Source organism: Micromonospora sp. LOL_015 (assembly GCF_048060275.1).
Taxonomy (GTDB): Bacteria; Actinomycetota; Actinomycetes; order Mycobacteriales; family Micromonosporaceae; genus Micromonospora_E.
In genome coordinates this window covers 38,708-61,256 of record NZ_JBHMIO010000009.1, presented here as the reverse complement: position 1 = coordinate 61,256, position 22,549 = coordinate 38,708, and the positions used below count along the sequence as shown (strand labels likewise).

General features: G+C 71.7%; 22 protein-coding genes. 17 read left to right on the top strand and 5 right to left on the bottom strand.

Translation table 11 applies throughout. From position 1 onward, the window contains the following. Positions 1-11 precede the first annotated feature (11 nt). The 7 genes from ACFHWU_RS11000 (at position 12) to ACFHWU_RS10970 (ending at position 7,207) form a co-directional block, all read left to right on the top strand. On the top strand, positions 12-1,103 hold the full coding sequence (locus ACFHWU_RS11000; protein WP_416553332.1) for a cupin domain-containing protein: 1,092 nt from the start codon (positions 12-14) through the stop codon (positions 1,101-1,103). Then, on the top strand, positions 1,100-1,930 hold the full coding sequence (locus ACFHWU_RS10995) for a fumarylacetoacetate hydrolase family protein (RefSeq protein ID WP_416590459.1): 831 nt from the start codon (positions 1,100-1,102) through the stop codon (positions 1,928-1,930). The genes ACFHWU_RS11000 and ACFHWU_RS10995 overlap by 4 nt, the downstream gene beginning before the upstream one ends. After that, a complete protein-coding gene (locus ACFHWU_RS10990; protein ID WP_416553328.1) occupies positions 1,927-2,721 on the top strand; it encodes a maleylpyruvate isomerase N-terminal domain-containing protein in 795 nt (264 codons plus the stop codon). Before ACFHWU_RS10995 ends, ACFHWU_RS10990 begins: the two co-directional genes overlap by 4 nt. 102 nt (positions 2,722-2,823) lie before the next feature. Further along, a complete protein-coding gene (locus tag ACFHWU_RS10985; RefSeq protein ID WP_416590457.1) occupies positions 2,824-4,587 on the top strand; it encodes an FAD-dependent oxidoreductase in 1,764 nt (587 codons plus the stop codon). A gap of 2 nt (positions 4,588-4,589) precedes the next feature. Then, positions 4,590-4,829, top strand: coding sequence for a 4Fe-4S dicluster domain-containing protein (locus tag ACFHWU_RS10980; protein ID WP_123602230.1), 240 nt, complete (start codon positions 4,590-4,592; stop codon positions 4,827-4,829). Continuing rightward, positions 4,822-5,565 (top strand): hypothetical protein, encoded by a 744-nt coding sequence (locus tag ACFHWU_RS10975; RefSeq protein WP_416553324.1) that lies wholly within the window; start codon positions 4,822-4,824, stop codon positions 5,563-5,565. The genes ACFHWU_RS10980 and ACFHWU_RS10975 overlap by 8 nt, the downstream gene beginning before the upstream one ends. 19 nt (positions 5,566-5,584) lie before the next feature. Next, positions 5,585-7,207 carry an FAD-dependent oxidoreductase gene (locus tag ACFHWU_RS10970; RefSeq protein ID WP_416553322.1) on the top strand — a complete coding sequence of 541 codons (1,623 nt, stop codon included), beginning with the start codon at positions 5,585-5,587 and terminating at the stop codon, positions 7,205-7,207. Positions 7,208-7,219: 12 nt separating this feature from the next. Here ACFHWU_RS10970 and ACFHWU_RS10965 read toward each other — a convergent pair whose 3' ends face one another. Continuing rightward, a complete protein-coding gene (locus ACFHWU_RS10965) occupies positions 7,220-7,888 on the bottom strand; it encodes a TetR/AcrR family transcriptional regulator (RefSeq protein ID WP_416553320.1) in 669 nt (222 codons plus the stop codon). Between the two features lie 211 nt (positions 7,889-8,099). On the opposite strand from ACFHWU_RS10965, the gene ACFHWU_RS10960 reads away from it, so the two are divergent. From ACFHWU_RS10960 to ACFHWU_RS10935, 6 genes are all read left to right on the top strand, one after another. Then, complete coding sequence (locus tag ACFHWU_RS10960; RefSeq protein ID WP_416590455.1) at positions 8,100-9,737, top strand: ABC transporter substrate-binding protein; 1,638 nt, start codon at positions 8,100-8,102, stop codon at positions 9,735-9,737. Then, on the top strand, positions 9,734-10,573 hold the full coding sequence (locus tag ACFHWU_RS10955) for an SDR family NAD(P)-dependent oxidoreductase (protein ID WP_416553316.1): 840 nt from the start codon (positions 9,734-9,736) through the stop codon (positions 10,571-10,573). Before ACFHWU_RS10960 ends, ACFHWU_RS10955 begins: the two co-directional genes overlap by 4 nt. Before the next feature lie 28 nt (positions 10,574-10,601). Next, positions 10,602-11,558: an ABC transporter permease gene (locus ACFHWU_RS10950; protein ID WP_416553314.1), complete on the top strand. Its 957-nt coding sequence runs from the start codon at positions 10,602-10,604 to the stop codon at positions 11,556-11,558. Further along, on the top strand, positions 11,551-12,426 hold the full coding sequence (locus tag ACFHWU_RS10945; RefSeq protein ID WP_416567685.1) for an ABC transporter permease: 876 nt from the start codon (positions 11,551-11,553) through the stop codon (positions 12,424-12,426). The genes ACFHWU_RS10950 and ACFHWU_RS10945 overlap by 8 nt, the downstream gene beginning before the upstream one ends. Positions 12,427-12,478: 52 nt before the next feature. Continuing rightward, positions 12,479-13,282, top strand: coding sequence for an SDR family NAD(P)-dependent oxidoreductase (locus ACFHWU_RS10940; RefSeq protein ID WP_416553310.1), 804 nt, complete (start codon positions 12,479-12,481; stop codon positions 13,280-13,282). A 64-nt stretch (positions 13,283-13,346) separates the two neighbouring features. After that, entirely contained in the window at positions 13,347-14,573 is a 1,227-nt protein-coding gene (locus ACFHWU_RS10935; RefSeq protein WP_416567684.1) for a PLP-dependent aminotransferase family protein, read from the top strand. Between the two features lie 64 nt (positions 14,574-14,637). On the opposite strand, the gene ACFHWU_RS10930 is transcribed toward ACFHWU_RS10935, so the two are convergent. After that, on the bottom strand, positions 14,638-15,102 hold the full coding sequence (locus tag ACFHWU_RS10930; protein ID WP_416590453.1) for a nuclear transport factor 2 family protein: 465 nt from the start codon (positions 15,100-15,102) through the stop codon (positions 14,638-14,640). A gap of 65 nt (positions 15,103-15,167) precedes the next feature. Between ACFHWU_RS10930 and ACFHWU_RS10925 the strand changes: the two genes are divergently transcribed. Further along, a complete protein-coding gene (locus ACFHWU_RS10925; protein ID WP_416553304.1) occupies positions 15,168-15,635 on the top strand; it encodes a nuclear transport factor 2 family protein in 468 nt (155 codons plus the stop codon). An 8-nt stretch (positions 15,636-15,643) separates the two neighbouring features. Here the strand turns inward: ACFHWU_RS10925 and ACFHWU_RS10920 are convergent, their stop codons facing one another. Beyond that, positions 15,644-16,669, bottom strand: a complete 1,026-nt coding sequence (locus ACFHWU_RS10920) for an ABC transporter ATP-binding protein (RefSeq protein WP_416553302.1) — start codon at positions 16,667-16,669, stop codon at positions 15,644-15,646. Further along, on the bottom strand, positions 16,669-17,766 hold the full coding sequence (locus ACFHWU_RS10915) for an ABC transporter ATP-binding protein (protein ID WP_416553300.1): 1,098 nt from the start codon (positions 17,764-17,766) through the stop codon (positions 16,669-16,671). The genes ACFHWU_RS10920 and ACFHWU_RS10915 overlap by 1 nt, the downstream gene beginning before the upstream one ends. 69 nt (positions 17,767-17,835) lie before the next feature. Here ACFHWU_RS10915 and ACFHWU_RS10910 point away from each other — a divergent pair, with 69 nt between their 5' ends. The 3 genes from ACFHWU_RS10910 (at position 17,836) to ACFHWU_RS10900 (ending at position 21,487) form a co-directional block, all read left to right on the top strand. Beyond that, on the top strand, positions 17,836-18,399 hold the full coding sequence (locus tag ACFHWU_RS10910; protein WP_416553298.1) for a nuclear transport factor 2 family protein: 564 nt from the start codon (positions 17,836-17,838) through the stop codon (positions 18,397-18,399). A 4-nt stretch (positions 18,400-18,403) separates the two neighbouring features. Further along, complete coding sequence (locus ACFHWU_RS10905; RefSeq protein ID WP_416553296.1) at positions 18,404-19,165, top strand: SDR family NAD(P)-dependent oxidoreductase; 762 nt, start codon at positions 18,404-18,406, stop codon at positions 19,163-19,165. A 120-nt stretch (positions 19,166-19,285) separates the two neighbouring features. Beyond that, a complete protein-coding gene (locus ACFHWU_RS10900) occupies positions 19,286-21,487 on the top strand; it encodes a putative bifunctional diguanylate cyclase/phosphodiesterase (RefSeq protein WP_416590451.1) in 2,202 nt (733 codons plus the stop codon). 39 nt (positions 21,488-21,526) lie between these two features. Here the strand turns inward: ACFHWU_RS10900 and ACFHWU_RS10895 are convergent, their stop codons facing one another. Further along, positions 21,527-22,528, bottom strand: coding sequence for an ABC transporter substrate-binding protein (locus ACFHWU_RS10895; RefSeq protein WP_416553292.1), 1,002 nt, complete (start codon positions 22,526-22,528; stop codon positions 21,527-21,529). Positions 22,529-22,549: the final 21 nt, after the last annotated feature.

The window sequence follows — 22,549 nt, the reverse complement described above, 5'->3', positions numbered from 1 at the left end:
AACCTGGCGACATGGTTGACCTGGACTCCGAGGCCGCTGCCGGCACGGTGCAGGACCGCGCTCTGCAGCAGCTCTACACCGACTTCGACGCCGCTGGACTCAAACCGCTGTGGACCGTGCGGGACGGTCTGATGCCGGTCGCCCCGACGCCCCGGGCGGTGCCCCACGTCTGGCCGTGGGACCGGCTGCTGCCGCTCGCCGCCCGCGCCGGTGACCTCGTCCCGGTCGGGCGCGGCGGCGAACGACGGGCCATCGCCCTGGCCAACCCCGGCCTGCCCGGCGACCCGTTCGCCACCGCCACCCTCTGGGCAGCGGTGCAGTACCTCGGGCCCCGCGAGGTCGCCCCGGCCCACCGGCACAGCCAGAACGCGTTCCGCTTCGTGCTCGACGGGGAAGGCGTCTGGACGGTCGTCGACGGCGACCCGGTCGCGATGCGCCGGGGTGACCTGCTGCTGACCCCGGGCTGGGCCTGGCACGAACACCACAACACCGCCGACACCGCGATGGTCTGGCTGGACGGACTGGACATTCCGCTGAACGCCCAACTCGACGCCGGGTTCTTCGAGTTCGGCCCGGACCAGCTCACCGACACGTCGACCCCGGCCTCCTCACGGGGAGAACGGCTCTGGGCCCACCCCGGGCTGCGCCCGCTGTCGGCCGACGCGGACACCGTCCACTCGCCGCTGCCGGCGTACCGCTGGACGCACACCGACGCCGCGCTCACCGCGCAGCTGGAGCTCGCCGACGAAGGGCACCCGGCGCTGGTCGAGCCCGGCCACGCGGCGGTACGGTTCGTCAACCCCACCACCGGCCGCGACGCCCTGGCGACGCTGCGCCTGGAGATGCACCGGCTGGCCGCCGGTGCATCTACCGCGACCCGCCGGGAGGTCGGCTCGTCGGTGTGGCAGGTGTTCAGCGGCCAGGCCATTGTGCTGCTCGACGGCCGGGAACACCAGGTCGGCACCGGGGACCTGTTCGCCGTACCGTCGTGGTGCCCGGTGAGCCTGCGGTCACCGCACGGCGCCGACCTGTTCCGGTTCAGCGACGCACCCAGCTACCAGGCCCTGCACCTGGCCCGGCACCAGGTGGGTGAGTTGGCATGAGACTGGCCACCATCCGTACCGGCGACCGGACCGCCGCGGTCCGGGTCGACGCCGACGCGGCGGTCGAGGTCGGCGCCGTCGACCTCGGTGAACTGCTCACTGACCCCGGTTGGGCGCAGCGCGCCGCCGCCGCCGACGGCACCCGGCACCCGGTCGACGGACTCGACCACGCTCCGCTGGTCAGCCGACCGGAGAAGATCATCTGCGTCGGGCTGAACTACCGCCGGCACATCCTGGAGATGGGCCGGCAGCTCCCGGAACATCCGACGATCTTCGCCAAGTACCCACCGGCGCTGATCGGGGCCACCGACCCGGTCGTACTGCCGGCCGCCTCGACCGCGATGGACTGGGAGGCCGAACTCGCGGTCGTCGTCGGCACCACGGTCCGGCACGCCGACCCCGGGCAGGCCGCCGCCGCGATCGCCGGCTACACCGTGCTCAACGACGTCACCGCCCGGGACTGGCAGTACCGCACCCCGCAGTGGTTGGCCGGCAAGACGTTCGAGGCGACCACCCCGCTCGGACCCTGTCTGGTCACCCCGGACGACCTCGACCTCGACGCCGGGCTCAGCGTCGAATGCCTGGTCAACGGCGAGGTGGTGCAGAGCTCCGACAGCACCGAGCTGGTCTTCGACCCGCCCGCACTGGTGGCGTACCTGTCCACCATCTGCACCCTGCGGCCCGGCGACGTGGTCGCCACCGGGACACCCGGCGGCGTGGGTCACGCCCGTAAACCACCCCGGTACCTGGCCGACGGTGACGTGCTGGTCACCCGGATCGGTGGGGTCGGCGAGTGCCGCAACACCTGCTGCGCGGAGCAACCGTGACCGGCGCGGGGTCCGACGCCACCATGGGCTGGCTGACCGCCGGGGAACAGCGGTGCCGGGAACTGGTCGACCAGCTCACCGACGCCGACGCGGCGGCGCCGAGCCGGCTGCCCGGCTGGACCCGCGCCCACCTGGTCACCCACCTGGCCCGCAACGCCGACGCCCTGGTGAACCTGTTGACCTGGGCGCGGACCGGGGTGCCGACCCCGATGTACGCCAGCGCCGCCCAGCGCGGCGCGGACATCGACGCCGGCGCCGGGCGCGGCGCCGACGAGCTGCGCGCCGACCTGGCCGGTGCGGCGGGTCGGCTCGCCGACGCCGTCCGGGCCATGCCCGACGACGCCTGGTCGGCCACCGTCCGTACCGGTCAGGGCCGCGAGGTCCCCGCCGACCAGGTGCTCTGGCTGCGGGTCCGGGAGGTCTGGGTGCACCAGGCCGACCTCGACCTCGGCGGCACCCTGGCCGATCTGCCCGGTCCGCTCACCGACGCGCTGCTGGACGAGGTGACCGCCACCTTTACCAGCCGTGACGCCGGTTCGACGGTCGAACTGCGGGCGACCGACCGGTCGCGGGTCTGGCGGACCGGTCCGGGAACCGTGGCGACCAGCGGTACGGGGAGCGTGGCGACCCGCGGTGCGGCCGGGTCCGGTGATACCGCACCGGTCCGGCCGGTGGAGCTGTCCGGAGCCGGTTGGCAGCTGCTCGGCTGGCTGATCGGGCGAGTGCCGGCGGACCGTTTGACGGTCCACCCGGCCGGGGCCGTGGTCGCGCCACCGCCGCCGTGGATATGACCCGGTCCGCTCGTCGGACCCCGCTGACCAGGCGCGATGACATGATCGATTTCTGGTGGCCGCCGGTTACGGCGAGTCACCGACGATAGGAGGGAGGCACCGGTGGACGGCAACGTGATCGAGTCCGACGTACTCGTCATCGGTGGGGGAATCGCCGGCTGCGTGGCGGCCGTGCGGGCCGCGGAGGCGGGCGCCTCGGTGGTCCTGGTCGACAAGACCAGGTCGGTACGCCGCTCCGGCGACGCCGGCCGGGGACTGGCCTTTCTCACCACCTACCTGGATCTGGGCGAGCCCTGGGACACCCCGGAGGTCTTCGCCGAGTGGTACTGCGACATTGCCCTAGGGCTGGTCGACATGGAGGTGGCCCGGCCGCTGGGCATCGAACCGCTGCCGGCCGTCTGCCGGTTCCTGGAGGAGTCCGGCGTGCCGCTACGCAACGCCGACGGCGACTACGAGCGGGTCGGCCGGATGTGGACGCCCGGTCCGATCGTGCTCAAGTTCGACGGCGCCGACATCAAGCCCCGGCTGGCCGAGCGGGCGGCGGCCACCGACCGGGTCCGGATCATCGGTGGGGTGCACGCCACCAGCGTGCAGCTCGACGACACCGGCCGCGCGGTCGGCGCGACCGGCTTCGACATCCGGTCCTGCGAGTTCCTGACCTTCCGCGCCGGCGCGGTGATCGTCGCCACCGGCAACGCCGAACGGGTCATCTTCAACTCGCCCCGGCGCGACGCGTTCCACACCTACCACCGGCCCTACCACGCCACCACCGGGTTCGCGCTCGCCGCCCGGGCCGGCGCGGTGGCCGCCAACATCGAGTTCCTCGGGACCTTCCTCTTCCCGCGCGGCTTCGCCACCGGCGCGATGGGCAACCTGCTGGAGGCCGGTGGCCGGCTGGTCAACGGCAATGGTCAGCTCATCGCCGACCTGCCGGACGTCGAGGGGGAGCGGCGGTTCGGGTTCGGCATCGTCGGCAAGGCGGCCGGTGAGGTGCTCGCCGGCCGTGGCCCGGTGTACATCGACTGCACCCATCTGCCGCCCGCCGAGATCGCCGCGATCAGCGACTACATCTCCTACGATGCGCCGCTGTTCCTGGAGTTCCTGGAGCAGTCCGGCATCGACCTGTCCCGGCACCCGGTCGAGTTCGAGCTGTTCAACGGCGCCTGGTCGGCCACCGGGTCGCCCAAGGGCGTGGTGGTCGGCGCGGACGGGCAGACCCGGGTCCCCGGCCTGTTCGCCGCCGGTGACCTGGCCACCCCGGCGTACGCCCTGGCCGGCTCGCTGGCCAGCGGGTACGTCATCGGCCGGACCGCCGCCGAGTTCGCCCGGTCCGCCGCCGCGCCGGTGCTGGACGCCTCGGCGGCGGCCGCCGAACGTCGGCGGACCCTGGCACCGCTGAATCGGACCAACGGGATCGGCTGGCGTGAGTACGAGCACCAGCTGCAGGACCTGATGACCAAGTACGTCGGGATGGACCGCAACGAGATCGGGCTGCGGCAGGCCGCCGAGTACCTGCGCGGGTACGCGGCGGCGGCCGGCGAGGTCCACGCCGGCAACGGCCACGAGCTGATGCGTGCCCACGAGGCGTTCGACCTGCGGCTGTTCGACGAGATGATGACCGCTGTCGCGCTGGAGCGCGACGAGAGCCGGTTCAGCTTCCTGATGGGCCACTACCGCACCGACCGGCCCAGCGCCGACGACCAGCGGTGGCTCGGCGTGTCGATTCTGGCCGGACACGACGGCGAGCAGCCGGTGCTGGAGCACACCGTGCCGACCCCGTCCTGGCGTGCGGCGCAACTGGAGAACCGGTCGGTCGTGGAACTGGTCGGTGAGCGGGGAGCACGGCTCGCCGGAAAGGTGGGATAGGCATGGCACCACGGATCAACGAGAACCTCTGTACGCTCTGCGGGATCTGCCAGGACGTCTGTCCGGGCGACATCCTGCACATCGACCGGGGCGTGGCGGAGATGGTCCGCTACCCGGACGAGTGCAGCTACTGCGACGTCTGCCGAGTGGAGTGTCCGGCCGGCGCGATCGACATCGAGTTCACCTGGAGCATGCGGCAGCAGCCGATCTCCATCCTGCCGGGCCGGCCCGACCATGATTGAGGCGAGCTACACCCTGGACATCGACGTCGGCGTCGACGAGGTGTGGTCGTTCGTCGAGGTGATCCCGAACTGGGCGCACTTCCTGGTCGGTTTCCAGAAGCTGGACCTGGTCGACGACCGGCGGTCGATCTGGACGCTGCGCGGTGACGTCGGGGTCCTTGCCCGCGAGGTGGACCTGCAGGCCGACATCACCGTCTGGGAGCCGGGCCGGCGGGCGGAGTTCACCATCACCGGGCTGACCGAACGGATCACCGGGCAGGGCAGCTTCGACATCGAGCCGATCGACGTGCCGTCGGTGCCGGGCGACGCCACTGCGGCCGGGCCGGCTGACGGTTCCCCGGCCGACGGTTCCCCGGCCTCGGGACGGCAGCGACGTCCCGAGCCCGGTGACGAGCAGACCCGTCCCGGACTGCTGCGCCGGATCAGGTTCGCCGTGGCCGGCCGGCTGCTGCGCTGGTTGAACCGCCGCCGGGCGACCCACCCACCGGCCGGTCCGGCGGCAGCGGACGGTCAGCCGGCCGCTGCTACCGAGGCCGCTGCGGTCGACCAGGAGCCGGGTCCGCCGACATCGCCGCGGACCGGCCGGTCCCGGCTGCGTTTCCATCTGCAGCTCACCCCGGGCGGGCCGATGGCCCCGATGGTCGAGCTGTTGATGGGGCCGATGGTGGAGCCGACCGCCGAGGACTTCCTGCGCAACATCCGCCAGGCACTCGAAGCCCGGCGGGCCAGCGCCTGACGAGGGGAGCAGACGAGCCATGCACGAGTTGCCACGCCGTACCGATGTGGTGGTGGTCGGCACCGGCGCCGCCGGGTTGACCGCCGCGTTGACCGCCGCTGCGGCCGGCCTGCAGGTCACCATCCTGGAGAAGGCGCCGGTGATCGGCGGCACGACCGTGGTTTCCGGCGGCTCCATCTGGGCGCCGGCGAACCGCTGGCTGGCCGAGGCGGGCGTGCCGGACAGCCGCGACGACGCGCTGACCTACCTGCGACGGCTCGCCCTGGACCGGGTCCCGGATCGGGTCATCGAGGCCTTCGTCGACCAGGTCAACCCGATGCTGGACCTGGTGGTGGCGCGCACCGGGCTGCGCTTCACTCCGAACCTGGAGCACCCGGACTACCAGCCGGAGTTGCCCGGGGCGCATCCGGGCGGGCGCACCCTGCAGAGCGACCTGTTCGACGCGACCGTCCTCGGTGAGCTGCGCGGCAAGCTGCGGCCGACGCATTCGACGGTGCCGGTGACCAAGCTCGAACTGGACCAGTGGGGGATGGACACCCTGGACCGGTGGGACTGGGCGCTGATCGCCGAACGCACCGCGAAGGGCGTGGTCGGCATGGGCGCCGCACTGGTCGGTGAGCTGCTGTACGGCTGCCTGCGGCTCGGTGCCACGGTGCACACCGACACCCGGGCGGTTCGGCTGCGGCGCGCCGGCGGACGGGTCGACGGGATCACCGTGGCCACCGGCGACGGCGAGGTGGAGATCGTCGCGCAGCGGGGTGTGGTGCTCGCCTCCGGCGGGTTCGAGTGGGACCCGGCGATGGTCGGGCAGTTCCTCGGCGTACCGATGGACGCACCGGCCAGCCCACCGGCGAACGCCGGCGACGGGTTGCGGATGGTGATGGAGGTCGGTGCCGCGCTCGGCAACATGAACGAGGCATGGTGGGGACCGATGGTGTACGCGGCCGGCGACACCTACGACGGCGCGCCGCTGTTCCGGCCCACATCGGGTCTGCGGGCGCTGCCCGGCGGGATCATCGTCAACCGGCACGGCCGGCGGTTCTCTAACGAGGCGATGAACTACAACGACCTCGGCAAGGCGATGGCCACCTTCGACCCGATCCGCTACGAGTACGCCAACCTGCCCTGCTGGCTGGTGTTCGACGACCGGTTCCGGTCGTCGTACTCGGTCGCCACGGCGACCCCGGACGCGCCGACCCCGGGTTGGATGGCGACGGCACCTACCTTGGCGGAGCTGGCCGGCGCGGTCGGCATCGATCCGGACGGGTTGGCCGAGCAGGTCGCCGAGTTCAATCGGCACGCCGCGCAGGGCCGGGATCCGCAGTTCGGTCGGGGCGCGACCGTGTACGACCGGTACCGGGGCGATCCGACGGTGACCCCGCACCGCAATCTGCGTCCGCTCGGTGACGGTCCCTATTATGCGGTACGGCTGCACCTGGGCTGTCTGGGTACCAAGGGCGGCCCGCTCTGCGACGAGCACGGCCAGGTGCGGGACGTCGACGGTGGGCTGATGGGCGGGCTGTACGCCTGCGGGAACGTGGCGGCCAGCCCGTTCGGACCGGGCTATCCGGGTGCCGGCGCGACGCTCGCCGCCGGGATGACGTACGGGTACCTGAGCGGGCGCTCGCTGGCCGCCGGGTGAGCAGCCAACCGGTTACCGGCCGGTTACCGGCGCCGCCCCACCGACCGCGTCAACCGCGGCTGGTGGGGGCGCCGGGGCCGGCGCGGCGACATCGGTCTGGCGTGCGGCCAGACCGTCGAGGAAGATCGCGGTGCACTGGTCGGCGAGCCGGCTGGTGGGATTGTCGGGGCTCGGGTGGAACCACCGGACCGACAGCCATACCGCGTCGCGGATGAAGCGGTAGAACACCCGGGTATCGATGTCGGGGCGGAACGCTCCGCTGCTGACACCTGCTTCGATCACCCCGAGCCAGGCGCTCTGCACTTCGCGGGCGACGTCCTTGAGGTAGTGGAACCGGGCCAGGCCACGCAGGTAGTTGACGTCGTTCTGGTAGATCTCGGTGGCGTGCGGGTGCGCCGCGGCGGTGTCCAGCGAGGCGCGGACCAGCTCGCGCAGCCGGGTCGCCGGGTCGTTCTCTCCGGCCAGTACCTCGGCGTACCGGTGGCGCAGATCCTCCAGGTAAGGGCCGAGGATCGCCTCGACGATTGCTTCCTTCGAGTCGAAGTGGTGGTACAGGCTGCCGGACAGAATGCCTACCTCGTCGGCGATCTGCCGGACCGTGGTGGCGGCCACGCCGCGACTGGCGAAGAAGGCCGCCGCGCAGGCGATGATCTGCTGTCGTCGATCCAGCGACTCTGCCACGGTGCCTCTTTCGGGTCTGCGGTGCAACGGGCGGGCGTCAGCATAGCAGGGTCAATCAAGCGCTTGGTGCGACGGTGTCGGGGTCGGGCTGGTCGTCCCAGGTCGAGCTCGGGTAACAATCTCCAAGCGAGCGCTTGATTGGTGGCCGGTGCGCGGCTAGTTTACATGGCATTCACAAAGCCTCGGGCTTCACGGCTACCAGGAGAAGCAGATGGCAACTGGTCGGGAATACAAGTGGAACGGGGCGACCGCCCGTGTCGCGGTGGCCGGGCTGCTGCTCGCCACCGTCACCGCCTGCGGAGACGACAACGAAACCAACGAGACCGGCGGCACGATCACCATGGCCACCTGGTCCGCCACCCAGTCACTCGATCCGGTTCAGGTGGCTGGCACCGGCAACTCCGGCGGCGCGGAGCTCGCGGCGCTCTACGACACGATCATGCGGTACGACCCGGCCAGCGGCGCCTTCGAGCCGCAGACCGCCGATTCGCTGACCCCCAGCGACGACTTCACCCAGTGGACCCTCACCTTGCGTTCCGGGATCACCTTCAGCGACGGCGCGCCGTACGATTCGGCGGCCGTCGTGGCGAACATGCAACGGCACACCGAGGCGCGGTCCAACGCCAGTTCGCTGGTCGCGCCGATCACCGACTACGCCACCCCCGATGACCTGACGGTGGTGTTCACCCTCGCCTTCCCGTGGAACAACTTCCCGTTCGCCCTCGCCGGGACCCCCGGGATGGTGGTCAACCCGGCGGCGGTGGCCGCCCAGGGCGACGCGTTCGGCACCAACCCACAGGGCGCCGGTGCCGGGCCGTTCGTCTTCGACGAGTTCCGGCCCGACGAGTCGCTGACCCTCACCCGCAACCCCGACTACTGGGGCGGCGAGGTCCCGCTGGACGGGGTGCGGTTCATCCACGCCGGTGACGGGCCGCAGACCTACGAGGCGTTCCGCGCGGGCAGCGTCGACCTGGCCTTCCTGCGTGACGCCGGGGCGATCGCGGACGCCGAGGCGGACGGTGCCGAGGGCATCCGGGTCCAGTACTCCGCCAACGACACCCTGATCATGAACAACGGTTTCCCGATCACCTGCCAGGAAGGTGAACCGGCGCCCCGATGCGAGGGCCGACCGGACGGCACCCAGTTGGAGTCCACCGCACCCACCGCCGACAAGCGGGTCCGGCAGGCGGTAGCCGCCGCCATCGACCTGGAGACGCTCAAACAGCGGGTGTACGGCGGTGCCGGCTCCATGTCCAGCGACCTGATCTCCGAAGAGTCCCGTTGGTACAACGGTGTCGAAGGACCGGCCTACGACATCGAGCGGGCCCGCGAGCTCGTCGAGCAGGCCAAGGCCGACGGCTGGAACGGGCGCATCCGGATCAGCTGCCACACCGGCCTGCCGACCTGGGGGACCGCGGTACAGGGCATGCTGGAGGCGGCCGGTATGCAGGTCGACCTCACCGACCAGCAGGAGATCGCCGCAAACACCTCGGCGGTCATCGTGCGCAAGGACTTCGACCTGGCCTGCTTCGGCTCGTCGATCTCCGACGCCGAGCCGTTCTTCGCCCTCAACCGCGACTTCAACTCGACCTACGTCACCACCGGCGGTGGCAACTTCTCCGGCTACGTCAATCCCACCGTCGACGAGGCGATCGCCGCCGGGCGGGGCGCCGGCAGCGAGGCCGAGGTGAAAGCCGCGATCAGCACCATCGCCCGGGCGTACGCCGAGGACGTGCCGTTCCTCGCGCTGACCGCGCAGCCGGAGGTCGTGCTGATCTCCGACGAGGTCGGCGACGTGCTGCAGAGCGTCAACACCGTGGTGCTGCTCGGTCGGGCGACGCGGGGATGACCGGACGATCCGCGACCGACGCCGCTGACCCGTCGGCGCGGGTCACCGGCCGGGGTGGTGCCGGCGTTGCCGGCGCCACCCCGGCACCCCCGGTGGCCCTGATCACTGCGGCCGCCCACGGGATCGGGGCGGCCACCGCACGGTCCTTCGCCGAGGCCGGACACCGGCTGGTGCTGGCCGACGTCGACGCGGCCGGGCTGGCGGCGACCGCCGCCGACCTGGCCGGTGCCGATCCGGCCAGCGCTGACCGCGTGGCGACCGTCGTCGCCGACGCGACCACCGAGGCCGGCGCCGCCATGGCGGTCGACGCGGCCACCACCCGGTACGGGCGGCTGGACGCGCTGATCAACGTGGTGGGCGGCAGCCGGCCCGGCCGTACCGTGATCGACATCGACCTCGCCGAGTGGGACCGCTGGCTGTCGCTCAACCTCACCTCGGTCTACCTGATGTGCCGGGCCGCGCTGCCGCAGCTGACCGCGGTCGGCGGGGCCATCGTCAACGTCTCGTCCGGGGCCGGACTGCGCGGCATGCGGGCCAACCCGGCGTACTGCGCCGCCAAGGCCGGCGTGGTCGGACTGACCCGGGCGCTGGCCATCGACCACGGCCCCGCCGGGGTCCGGGTCAACTGCGTCGCACCCGGACCGGTCCGTACCCCGTTGATGGAGCGCAACCGCAGCGCCGCCGAGATCGACGCGATGGGCCGGATCGCGGTCCTCGGCCGGATCGGCGCACCCGCCGAGATCGCCGCGGCGATCCGATGGCTGGCCAGCGACGCGGCGTCGTACCTGACCGGTCAGACCATCGAGGTCGACGGCGGGCCGGCCCCGCTGGTGTGACCCGGCGACGACGAGAGGAGGAGCACTGATGCTACGGACGGTGGCCGTCAAGCTGGCCCTGCTCGTCCCGGTGCTGTTCCTGGTCAGCGTGGGTACGTTCGTCCTGCTCCAACTGGGGCCGGGCGACCCCGCCGCGCAGGTGCTCGGCAACGCCGGTACGCCCGCCGACTACCAGCGCATCCGGACCGAGATGGGGCTGGACCAGCCGCCCGTGCAGCGCTACCTCGAATGGCTCGGCGGCGTACTGCGCGGCGACCTCGGCCAGAACCTGGTCCCGCCGATCGAGAACGTCTCCGACCGGCTGCTGCGGGCGTTCCCGGTGAACCTGCAGCTCGCCGCGATGGCCATCGTGCTGGCCCTGCTGATCGCCGTCCCGCTGGCGATGTGGTCGGCGTACCGGGCCGGCGGGCTGGTCGACCGGTGGATCTCGGCCGGCACCATCGGCGTCATCTCGGTCCCGCCGTTCCTGGTCGGCCTGCTCCTGCTGCTGGTGTTCGCCATCCACCTGGACTGGTTCCCACTCGGACAGTGGTCCCGGCCGTCCGACGACGGTCTGGGCCAGAACCTGTGGCACGCCTTCCTGCCCGCGCTCACCCTGGCGTTGGCCGAGGCCCCGGTCTTCGCCCGGCTGCTGCGCGGCGACCTGGTCGCCACCCTGCAGGAGGACTTCATCCTGGCCGCGAAGGCCAAGGGCATGCCCGGCTGGCACATCATGCTCCGGGAGGCGCTGCGCCCCTCGTCGTTCTCGCTGATCACTCTGGCCGGGGTGAGCGCCGGCCGCCTGCTGGGCGGCACGATCATCGTCGAGGCGGTCTTCGTACTGCCCGGGGTGGGCAACGTGATCATCAACGCGGCGCAGAGCAACGACTACAAGCTGGTGCAGGGCGGCGTACTGCTGATCGCGGTCATCTACCTGCTGCTGAACCTCACCGTCGACGTGCTGTACGGCTACCTGGACCCACGGATCCGGAGGCGGCATGCCTGAGCCCAGCCGTACCCGACGCCGTCGGATCGACCTCGCCTTCTGGTTCAGCCTCGGCTGGCTGGTCGTTCTCACCGGTTGCGCCCTGCTCGCCGACCTGCTGCCGCTGGGCAACGCCGACGACACCACCCAGACGATCGGGATCGCCGGCTACGCCCGACCCGACCTGTTCTCGGCCAACCCGCTGGGCACCAACGGCTTCGGTCTCGACCTGCTGGCCCGGTCCATCTACGGAGCCCGGGTGAGCCTGCTGACCGTCGGCTGCACCGTGCTGGTCAGCCTGCTGATCGGCGGTGCGGTAGGCATGATCGCCGGCTACTTCCGTGGCTGGGTGGACGTGGTGATCGGCGTCTTTGCCGACGCCGCCCTGGTGATCCCCGCCCTCGTTTTGCTGATCGCCTTCGCCGCGGTGCTCGGCCCGCCCCGGACCGTGCCGGAGGCGGTGCTCAAGAGCGGTCTGGCCCTGGCCGTGGTCGGCATCCCGACGATGATCCGGCTGGCCCGGGCCAACACGCTGCTGTTCGCCCAACGGGAGTTCGTCACCGCCAGCCGGGCGATGGGCGCCCGGCACACCCGGATCCTGATCCGCGAACTGCTGCCCAACGTGGCACTGCCGCTGGTCTCCTACGCCTTCATCGTCGCCGCCGTGCTGATCGTCGCGGAAGGATCGCTGGCCTTCCTCGGCCTCGGGCTGCAGCAGCCCGCCCCGTCCTGGGGAAACATGATCGCCGAGGGTGGCCTGCGGGAGCTGCGCCGGCACCCGCACGTACCGCTGATCCCCGGCGTGTTCATGTTCCTCACCGTCTTCAGCCTGAACATCGTCGGGGAGCGTGCCCGGGCCCGCTGGGATCCCCGGGACTTGCAGGTCTGACGACAACGTCCGGAACCTGGCCGCCCTCGACCCGAGCAGCAGGAGGTACATCATGCGGATGGACGAGTCGGCGTTCCGGCTGGACGGCCGGGTGGCCGCGGTCACCGGTGCCGGCAGCGGAATCGGTCAGGCGGTCGCGCAGACCCTCGCCCGGGTCGGCGCCGCCGTGGTGGTCGCCGACATCGACGCCGAGCGCGGCGCGGTGACCGTCGCCGCGATCACCGACGCCGGTGGTCGGGCCAGCTTCCAGTACACCGACGTCAGCCGTCGGGCCGACCTGGACGCCCTGGCCGCCGCCGCCGTCGACCGGTACGGCGGCCTCGACATCGCGTGCAACATCGCCGGCGTACCGTCGCTGGTCCGCGACCTGACCGAGGTCACCGGCGCGGACCTCGACGCCGAGTTCGCGATCAGCGTCAAGGGCGTGCTGTACGGCTGCCAGGCCGCCGCTGCGGTGATGACCCGCCAGGGCCACGGAGCCATCGTGAACATCTCGTCGACCGCCGCCGACCTGCCCGCCGCCGGCTACGGGCTGTACCACCTCGGCAAACTCGCCGTCGTCGGGATGACCCGGACCCTCGCCCTGGAGCTCGGCCCGAAAGGGGTACGGGTCAACGCGATCGCGCCTGGCGCCACCCTGACCAATTTCAGCGCCCGCAACTTCACCGCCGCCGACGGCACCGTCGACGCCGAGCGCAAGCGTCAGTGGCTGGCCGGCATGGCGGCCCGTTCGCCGCTGAACATCGTCGGCGACCCGCAGGACCAGGCGCTGCTGGTGCTCTACCTGGTCTCCGACGCCGCCCGCTTCGTCACCGGGCAGCTGATCCGGGCCAACGGCGGATGGTCGATGGGCTGACGCCACTCCGGCCAGTTGGCGCGCCTGCACCAGGTGCCGCACCGACGTCCACGGAAGGAACACGATGACCGCCCGACCCGAGTTCGCCGCCCGTACCGCCGGGATGCGTCCGTCGAAGCTGCGGGAGCTGGTCGCGGCGGCGGCCCGGCCACCCGCCGGCGAGGTACCCGGGCCGGCCCTGCTGTCGCTCGGCGGCGGGCTGCCGCCGGCCGAGGCGTTCCCGGCGCGGGCGGTCGCCGCGGCGGCCGAGCGGGCACTGGCCGGCGCGGGCGGCTCCGCCCTGCAGTACTCGGCCACCGAGGGCGACCCGGACCTGCTCGACCTGGTCGGTGCCGACCTGGCCGGCCGGCTGCGGCTGCCCGACCCGACCGGGCGGCTGCTGGTCACCACCGGATCGCAACAAGCGCTCGACCTGATCGGCAAGGTGCTGCTGGACCCCGGTGACGTGGCGGTGGTCGAGTCGCCGGCCTACGTCGGGGCGCTGCGGGCGTTGGCCGGCTACCAGCCGAGAATCGTCGAGGTGCCGGTCGACGACGACGGGATGGACACCGAGCTGCTGGCCGGGCGGCTGCGGGCCGGGTTGCGGCCGAAGCTGTGCTACCTGGTGCCGAACTTCTCCAACCCGAGCGGACGCACCCTCACCGCGCGACGGCGTACCCGACTGGCGCAGCTCGCGGCCCGGTACGGCTTCCTCATCGTCGAGGACGACCCGTACGGTCAGCTGCGGTTCGCCGGAGCGGACCTGCCGCCGGTCGCCGCCGACGCCGCCGAGCAGGTGGTCTACCTCGGTAGCTTCTCCAAGCTGGTGGCACCCGGGCTGCGGGTCGGCTACCTGTGCGCGCCCCGGTGGCTGCACCGGCCGCTAGCGGTGGCCAAGCAGGCCACCGACCTGAACTCCGCCGCGTTGAGCCAACGGCTGCTCGTCGAGCTACTGGCCGATCCGGACTGGTTCGCCGGGCATCTGGCCGGGCTGCGGGACCTCTACCGGGTGCGGGCCGAAGCCCTGACCGGGGCGGTGGCCGGCCGGCTGGCCGGCCGGCTGGCCACCTCGATGCCGGACGGCGGGATGTTCGTCTGGGCCGGCGTCCAGGCTCCGGGGATCGACGCGTTGGCCTTGGCCCGCGCCGCGATGCGCCGGGCCGTCTCGGTGGTGCCGGGTAACGAGTTCTCGCTGGCCGACGCCTACCCCCGGCACCTGCGCCTGTCGTTCAGCATGCTGGATCCGGCGGGTCTGGTGGCCGCGGTCGGCCGCCTTGGGGACGCTGTCGACGACCTGACGGCGTCCGGGTGAGCCCGGCGATGCCGGACCCACCCGGATCTCTGTCTGCACCCCCGGGTTTGCCTGCGACGACCGGTCAGTCGGCCGGCTGGGCGGCGGTGGTGAACCGGGGCACCGGCCAGGTGGTCGGCGAGCTGGTGCTCCAGAGCACCTGGTGCACCCGTTCACTGATCCGCCAGCCGTCGCCGGTGCGGATCAGCCGGTCGGCGTAGTGCAGTCCTCGGTGCACCACCTCGTGGCCGTCCGGCACCGGCCGGACCAGGTGGGCCACCGTGTACGAGCTGGCGACCGCCGAGTCGCCGTCGACCTCGATGGTGGCCGAGCCGACCACGTGCTGGCTGGCGGCCAGTCGGGCCAGCGGCGCCATGTGCGCGACGATGTGGCGCACGCCGCGCGGCAACCGCTTGCCGGAGTACTCGGCCTGGGCGTCGTCGGTGAAGCAGCCGCCGACCGCCTCGAACTCACGCCGGTCGCAGGACTGCGCGTACCGGTTCAACAATTCGACGATGGCCGCTCGGTCATCGGCGTATCCGGACATCATGCACACCTTTCGATTGGGTGCCGCGGTTGCGCGGCACCGTCGACTCAAGAACGGGAGATCGGGTCATGGAAACGCTGACCGCCGACCGGCTGGCCATCGCCGACGTGGTGAACCGGTACTTCATGGCGATCGACAGCCGGGACTGGGACCGGCTGCGTGGCTGCTTCACCGACCACGTGGAGGGGATTTACGAAGGAGTACGGGTAGCCGGCGGGATCGACCGGATCATGGCGTTCTTCACCGGCCAGTCGCCGGTTCGCTTCCCCCTGGAGATCGTCGACCTGCGGGCGTCGATGCATTTCATCGGCAACCACTACGCCGAAGTGATCGGCGACCGCGCGGTGGCGCAGACCTACGCCCAGGCCCATCTGATCGACCGGCCGGCCACCGGCCCCCGGATGCGCACCCGGGGCCTGCGCTACCTCGACGAACTGGTCCGGGTCGACGGCCGCTGGCTGATCAGCCGTCGGGAACACGTGCTGGACTGGATGCGCCACGACGAGTTGCTTGCCGCGCCGGCCGCCGGGGACTGAGCCGCCCGTCACGGCCGCGACCGGCCGGCGGTGGCTCCGTCGGCCGGCGCGTCCTGCGGGAAGTGGCAGGCGACGTACTGGTCCGGGCCGGTCTGGCGCAACTGCGGCTCGGTGCGGGCGCAGACATCCGCCGCGCGGGGGCACCGGGTGCGGAACCGGCAGCCGCTCGGCGGGTCGAGCGCCGACGGCAGCTCACCGCTGGTGCGGACCGGTGCCGGGGAGCCGTCGTCAAGCTCCGGGATCGAGCGCAGCAGCAGCGCCGTGTACGGGTGGGCGGGACGGGCGAACAGCACATCCGGCGATGCGACCTCGCAGATCTTGCCCAGGTACATCACCACGATCCGGTCGCTGACCCGCTTCACCACCGCCAGGTCGTGGGCGACGAACAGCAGCGTCAGGCCGTACCGCTGTTTCATCTCCTCCAGCAGGTTGAGGATCTGGGCCTGCACCGAGACGTCCAGCGCGCTGACCGGTTCGTCGCAGAGCACCACGGCTGGTTCCAGCACCAGCGCGCGGGCGATGCAGACCCGCTGGCACTGCCCGCCGGAGAGCTCGTGCGGTCGCCGGTCGCCGACCAGCCGGGGGTTCAGCCCGACGGCGTCGAGGACCTCGTCCACCCGCCGCCGGGCGGCGGGACCGCCCTCGCGGTTCCAGATCCGCAGGCCTTCGGCGACGATGTCCCGGACGGTACGGCGGGGGTTGAGCGACGAGATCGGGTCCTGGAAGATCATCTGGAGTCGGGTGCGGGTGCGCCGCAGCCGCTCGCCGCGCAGCGCCGTCAACTCGGTGCCGTCGAACCGCACCGATCCACTCGTCGGCGGGGGCAGCTGCAGGATCGCCCGGCCGGTGGTGGACTTTCCGCAGCCCGACTCACCGACCAGGCCGACGGTCTCTCGGACCCGGGCGTCGAGGCTGATCCCGGAGACCGCCTGCACGCTGCGTCCCCGGCCGGCCGGGAACCGTACGGTCAGGTCCTGGACCCGCAGCACCACGTCGTCGGTGTCGCGCAGGTGCGCCCTGCCGGTGCCGGCCATCAGTTCACCGCCCCGTCGAGGGTGGACCGGTCGGTGCGGACCGGCGTGAGGTCCAGTCCGGCCCCGGTCCGCCCGTCGGCGAGGTTCTCGGCGAGCGCGCGGTCGCCGGCCTCGGTGCCGACCGGGTAGAAGCAGGCGTACCGGTGCCCGGGTTCGTCGGCCAGCGCCGGGTCCTCCTGCTGACACCGGGGCCGGGCCTGCCGACAGCGGGGGGCGAAGCGGCAGCCGGGCGGTGGGTGCACCAGGTCGGGAGCGCCGCCGGCGATCACCTCCAGCGGGGTGTGGCTGGGCTGATCGATCCGAGGGGTCGAGCGCAGCAGGGCCGCCGTGTACGGGTGCCGGGTGTACCGGAACAGCTCGGTGGTCGGTCCGATCTCGGCCACCCGTCCGGCGTACATCACCATCGTCCGGTCGGTACGGCCGGACACCACGGCCAGGTCGTGACTGATCAGGATCATCGCCATCCGCAGTTCGGTACGCAGCCGGGCGAGCAGGTCGAGGATCTCCTTCTGCACGGTCACGTCCAGCGCGGTGGTCGGCTCGTCGGCGATGAGCAGCTTGGGCGAGCAGGACAGCGCGATGCCGATCATGACGCGTTGCCGCATGCCGCCGGAGAGCTCGTGCGGGTACTGCCGCAGCCGTCGGACCGGCTCGCTGATGCCGACCTCGGCGAGTAGTTCGGCGGCACGAGTGTCGGCGGCCCGTCTGCTGAGCCCTAGGTGGTGACGCATCGGCTCGGTGAGTTGCCGACCGATGGTGCGGACCGGGTTGAGCGACGTCATCGGGTCCTGGAACACCATGGCCACCTCGGCGCCCCAGAAGTGCCGGGCGGCGGCGCCTCGTCGGTCGCGTACCTCGTGGCCCTCGAACAGGATCCGACTTTCCGCCGCGACCTGCGCCTGCCGGGGCAGGATGTTCATGACGGTGCGGACCAGCACCGATTTGCCGGACCCGGATTCGCCGACGACGCCGAGCGCCTCGCTGGGCGCGAGGGTGAAGGAGACCCCGTCGACGGCGCGCAGCACACCCCGCGGCGTCGAGAAACTCGTGGCGAGATTCTCGACGGCGAGCAACGGAGCCGGTTCATCGGATCGCACGTTGCCAGCCTAACAAGCGCTTGGTACTTTGAGCGAGACCCCGTTACCTGCCCGAAACGTGGAGACCCGATGACTGACGACGAACTCGACGAACTGATCGCCGTGGTCCAACTGCCCGAGCGGACCCCGGAGACGGTCGAGCAGCGGGTGGCCCTTGCCGAGGACCACCGCCGGATCGCCGACCTGGTGATGCTCTACGGCTGGCTGTGCGACCGGCGTCGCTGGGACGACCTGCTGGAGTACTACACCGAGGACTTCGAGCGGCAGTTGCGCGGCACCCTGAACGAGACCGTCAAGGGCAAGGAGAAGCTCCGCGAGCTGTACATCCGCCCGGTCCTGCCCCGCTCCGGTGACGCCGACGGGCCACCGTCCGTCGATGTGATCAACTCCTACGAACTGCGTCACCTCATCCATCCTCCGGTGATCCGGGTCGCCGATGACGGCCGGACCGCCTCGGTCGCCGCCGTGTACAGCCTCGTCGCGACCAGCGGCGACGGCCCGCAGTTTCGCCGGGGCGAGCACGAAGGTGCCTACCTGTTCGGCATGCGACGTGAACCCGATGTCGGCTGGCGCTTTGCCACCATGGTTGTGATCAGCGAAAACGCCCGCAACCCCCTGTTCCGGAAAGGCTGACGGGATGCCCGGGAGATTCACCGGAAAGGTTGCTCTGGTCACCGGCGCCGGCCGGGGGATCGGCCGGGCCACCGCGCTGCGGTTCGCCGCCGAGTCAGCGACGGTCGTCGTCAACGACATCAATCCCGACGGCATCGCCGAGACCCGGGCGGCCGCCGCTGACCTGCCCGGCCGGGCAGTCGCCGGTCGGGCCGACGTCACCTCGGCCGACCAGGTGGCCGACCTGGTCGCCGAGGTGGTCGACCGGTACGGCCCGGTCGACATCCTGGTCAACAACGCCGGTGGAACACTGCCCGGAGCCGCCTGGGCGGCGGTGGCCGACGCCAGCCTCGAGGACTGGAGTGGTTTCCTCGCGTTGAACCTCACCTCGGCGTTCCTCTGCGCCCGGGCCGTACTGCCCGGCATGCTGGCCGCCGAGCGCGGGCACATCGTCGGCATCGGCTCGATCTCCGGCACCAACGGCCAGGTCAACGGTGCGGCCTACGCTGCCGCCAAGGCCGGAATGGGTGCCCTGGTCGCCTCGATCGCCAAGGAGTACGGGTCCCGCGGGATCTCGTCGAACGGGATCGTCGTCGGCAACGCGCCGTTTCCCAACCGGACCCGGGACCGCCAGCAGCATCTCGACCGGGCCGTGCACCTGGGCCGGGTCGGCGGGTACGACGAGTTCGCCGCGGCCATCGCCTTCTTGTGTTCGGAGGACTCGTCGTACCTGTCCGGGGCGATGATTCCGGTCGATGGCGGATTCCACCGGTCCAACTTGTTGTGACGAACTGGTCGCTAACACCGGCAGCCCGGCCTGCGGTATCCACCGAACAGTCCACCAGGGACACCAAACGCTGGAGTGTCGGCCCCCCAGACCATGATCGCAGGCCGTAGTCTGGCGGACATGGCCTCTGGACGTCGCCGGCAGTGGTCGACCGCGCTGCGCTCCTGGGTGAAGGTCGGGGCGAACCAGCCGTTACTGCCGGTGGTGCGCCGAGCCTTCCTGGCCTTCCTGCTGGCCTGCCTGGCCATTGTGATTCCACAGTGGCTGATCTCGCCGGTGGTCGAGCCGAGCCGCTCCTGGCCGGTGCTACCCGCCGTCGCCGTCCTGGCGGCGCTCGCCGTGCGGCTGTACCGGCGGGAACGACCGACGATCGCCCATGACCTGCTCGTCGCCGTCGCCGTCGGTGTGGTGATCTGGGCGGCCGGGGCGCTGCCGGCCGGTGGGGTGCTGTTCGTCGGCACCGCGCTGCGCGCGCTCTACGGTGGGCTGCCCGCGGCGTTGCTCTCGGTCGGGTTCACCCTCGCTGCGATGACCACCGGCGTGCTCGCCGCTGGCGGCACCCTGGCTGAGGTGCAGCTCGGCCAGTACGGACCCGGCATGCTGCTGTCGTCGTTGGCGCTGCGCCTGGTGCTGCTCGCGGTACGCCGGTTCGAGGCCGGTACGGCGGCCCGGTTCGAGGCGGTCGTCCGGTCGTCGCGCGACGTGATCGTGCTGACCGACCGGGACACCACGGTCAGCTACCTGAGCCCCTCGGCGGCGGACGTGTTCCGGCTCGCCGCCGGGCTGCCCGGTGACCGGCTGCTGTCCTGGATCGTCCCGCCGGACCGGCCGGCGGCCGACGCCTGGCTCGCCCGGCTGCTCGGCGATCCCGGCGCGGCGGCGACCTTGCAGTGCCGGGTCGCGGCCCCGGACGCCGACCAGCCCGCCACGGTCGAGATCAGCGGGCAGAACCTGCTGCACGATCCGAACGTACGCGGGCTGTTGTTCGCCGTCCGTGACGTCACCGAGCGGGTACGGCTCACCGAGCGGCTGCGCCATCAGGCGTACCACGATCCGCTGACCGGCCTGGCCAACCGGGCCCTGCTGCGGGAACGGCTGGCCGTGGCGCTCGGCAGCACCACCGATGTCGCGTTGCTGCTGCTCGACATCGACTCGTTCAAGGTGGTCAACGACGCTCTCGGCCACCAGGCCGGTGACGAACTGCTGGTCGCGGTCGCCGGCCTGCTGCGGCGCCGGTTGACGGCCACCGACCTGCTGGCCGCCCTCGGCGGTGACGAGTTCGCGGTGCTGCTGACCGCCGAGCGGGCCGCCGCCCGCGACACCGAGTGGATCGCTGACGACCTGTTGGCGGTCTTCGACCGGCCGATCGAGGCGGCCGGCCACCTGCGGCTGGTCGCCGCCCGGGTCGGCATCGCGGTCAGCGACGGCGACGCCGATGCCGACCGGCTGATGCGCGAGGCCGACATCGCGTTGCAGATTGCCAAGGCCGCGCCCCGGGCACGTCGGGTGCGGTACCGCACCGAACTGCACCAGGCTGCGGTCGACCGGGTACGCCTGCAGGTGGAGGCGCAGGACGCGCTGTCGCGGCGCGAGTTCGTCCTGCACTACCAGCCGATCCACGCGCTGTCCGACGGCGCGGTACGCGGAGTGGAGGCGCTGGTCCGGTGGCGTCACCCGCAGCGCGGCATGGTCCGGCCGGACCAGTTCATTCCGCTGGTCGAGGGCAGTGGCCTGATCGTGCCACTCGGCCGCTGGATCCTCGGCGAGGCCTGTGTCACCGGTGCCGGATGGCAGCGACTCAGTGGCCGACCGTTGCAGATCAACGTCAATGTCAGCGTGCGCCAGTTCATGCTGGGTGACGTGGTCGCGGACGTGCTGGCCGCGTTGGAACGCTCCGGCCTGCCGCCGGTCACGCTGACCTTGGAGATGACCGAGAGCGTCCTGGCCACCGAGCACGATGCGATCGAGTCGCAGCTGGCCGCGCTGCGTCGACTCGGCGTCCGGATCGCCCTGGACGACTTCGGCACCGGGTTCAGTTCCCTCGGCCACCTGCACCGATATCCGATCGACGAGTTGAAGATCGACAAGCTGTTCGTGAGCCGGATCGGCGCCGAGGATCCGACCTGCCTGCCGGTGGTCCAGGCCATCCTGGCGATGAGCCGGGGACTGCGACTCAGCACGGTGGCCGAGGGGATTGAGAACGACGACCAGCGGGCCGAGCTGACCGCGATGGGCTGCGAGTTCGGGCAGGGGTTCGGCCTGTCCCGGCCGGTGGAGGAGCCGGCGCTGCGGGCCCTGCTGCGCCGGTCCGCCGTGTCCTAGCCGGTCCGGACTGCGACCAGCGTGTGTCGGGTGTCGGGTTCAGACGAGGGTGTCGGCGAGGGTCTCCGGGGCGAACAGCTCCGCCGGGTTCAGCCGCCGCCGAGCCAGGCCCTGCTCGTGCGAGTAGCGCAGAAACGTCTCCAGCACCGTCCGGTTGGGTTCGACGCCGTACGGCCAGAAGTCGTCGCTCAGCAGCGCCGCCGCCTCCTCTGCGGCCGGCACCACCCACGGCAGGCTGACCTTCAACGCGGTCACCTCCCGCAGTTCGGCGTAGACCTGGTCCTTAGCCTCGGTGAACGCGTCCAGCAGCGCCCGGGCCAGCCACCGGTGCCGCTGGTAGACGTCGCGGCGCAGCACCACCGTGTGCATGATCGGGAAGATGCCGGTGGCCCGCAGGTACGCCCGTTCGGCGGCGACCGGGTCGGCGAACAGTCGACGGACCCGGTCCGGGCCGGCGGCCGGCTCGAACGACCGGGGTGCCCGAGCGGTGTACAGGGCGTCGATCGCGCCGCCGCGCAACAGTCCGTCGAGCGTCTCGCCCGCGCCGATCGGCCGTACGTCGAACCGGTCCGGCAGGTCCAGCCGCAGCTTCTCCTGCCGGCCGGCGTGGTGCAGACCGCCGGTGCGGTAGCTGACCCCGTCGACCGGCAGCCCATGGTGTTCGGCCAGGATGCCGCGGATCCACACGGCGGCGGTCATCTGGTACTCGGGGATCCCGACCGTACGGCCGGCCAGCTCGGCCGGGTCGCGGATCGGCGACGACGGTGCCAGGTAGATCGAGCCGTGCCGGAACACCCGGGACGGGAAGACCGGGATCGCCACGAACGGCGGTTCGTCGGCGAACAGCGACAGCACGTACGACGACAGGGACATCTCCGCGACGTCGAACTCCTGCCAGCGCAGCATCCGGAAGAAGGTCTCCTCGGGCGGCAGCGGCAGGTAGGTCAGGTCAACGCCGGTCGGCCGTACCATGCCCTCCCGCAGTGCCCGGGTGCGGTCGTAGTCCCAGCAGGCCAGGCTGATCGGCAGCCGCTGCGCCATGGTGCCTCCAATCCTCGCAGC

Bases quoted from the DNA above. Each gene is read 5' to 3' on its own strand.
- ACFHWU_RS11000 (WP_416553332.1), top strand. From the start codon at position 12: ATGGTTGACCTGGACTCCGAGGCCGCTGCCGGCACGGTGCAGGACCGC.
- ACFHWU_RS10995 (WP_416590459.1), top strand. From the start codon at position 1,100: ATGAGACTGGCCACCATCCGTACCGGCGACCGGACCGCCGCGGTCCGG.
- ACFHWU_RS10980 (WP_123602230.1), top strand. From the start codon at position 4,590: ATGGCACCACGGATCAACGAGAACCTCTGTACGCTCTGCGGGATCTGC.
- ACFHWU_RS10975 (WP_416553324.1), top strand. From the start codon at position 4,822: ATGATTGAGGCGAGCTACACCCTGGACATCGACGTCGGCGTCGACGAG.
- ACFHWU_RS10970 (WP_416553322.1), top strand. From the start codon at position 5,585: ATGCACGAGTTGCCACGCCGTACCGATGTGGTGGTGGTCGGCACCGGC.
- ACFHWU_RS10960 (WP_416590455.1), top strand. From the start codon at position 8,100: ATGGCAACTGGTCGGGAATACAAGTGGAACGGGGCGACCGCCCGTGTC.
- ACFHWU_RS10955 (WP_416553316.1), top strand. From the start codon at position 9,734: ATGACCGGACGATCCGCGACCGACGCCGCTGACCCGTCGGCGCGGGTC.
- ACFHWU_RS10950 (WP_416553314.1), top strand. From the start codon at position 10,602: ATGCTACGGACGGTGGCCGTCAAGCTGGCCCTGCTCGTCCCGGTGCTG.
- ACFHWU_RS10945 (WP_416567685.1), top strand. From the start codon at position 11,551: ATGCCTGAGCCCAGCCGTACCCGACGCCGTCGGATCGACCTCGCCTTC.
- ACFHWU_RS10940 (WP_416553310.1), top strand. From the start codon at position 12,479: ATGCGGATGGACGAGTCGGCGTTCCGGCTGGACGGCCGGGTGGCCGCG.
- ACFHWU_RS10935 (WP_416567684.1), top strand. From the start codon at position 13,347: ATGACCGCCCGACCCGAGTTCGCCGCCCGTACCGCCGGGATGCGTCCG.
- ACFHWU_RS10930 (WP_416590453.1), bottom strand. From the start codon at position 15,102: ATGATGTCCGGATACGCCGATGACCGAGCGGCCATCGTCGAATTGTTG.
- ACFHWU_RS10925 (WP_416553304.1), top strand. From the start codon at position 15,168: ATGGAAACGCTGACCGCCGACCGGCTGGCCATCGCCGACGTGGTGAAC.
- ACFHWU_RS10920 (WP_416553302.1), bottom strand. From the start codon at position 16,669: ATGGCCGGCACCGGCAGGGCGCACCTGCGCGACACCGACGACGTGGTG.
- ACFHWU_RS10910 (WP_416553298.1), top strand. From the start codon at position 17,836: ATGACTGACGACGAACTCGACGAACTGATCGCCGTGGTCCAACTGCCC.
- ACFHWU_RS10905 (WP_416553296.1), top strand. From the start codon at position 18,404: ATGCCCGGGAGATTCACCGGAAAGGTTGCTCTGGTCACCGGCGCCGGC.
- ACFHWU_RS10900 (WP_416590451.1), top strand. From the start codon at position 19,286: ATGGCCTCTGGACGTCGCCGGCAGTGGTCGACCGCGCTGCGCTCCTGG.
- ACFHWU_RS10895 (WP_416553292.1), bottom strand. From the start codon at position 22,528: ATGGCGCAGCGGCTGCCGATCAGCCTGGCCTGCTGGGACTACGACCGC.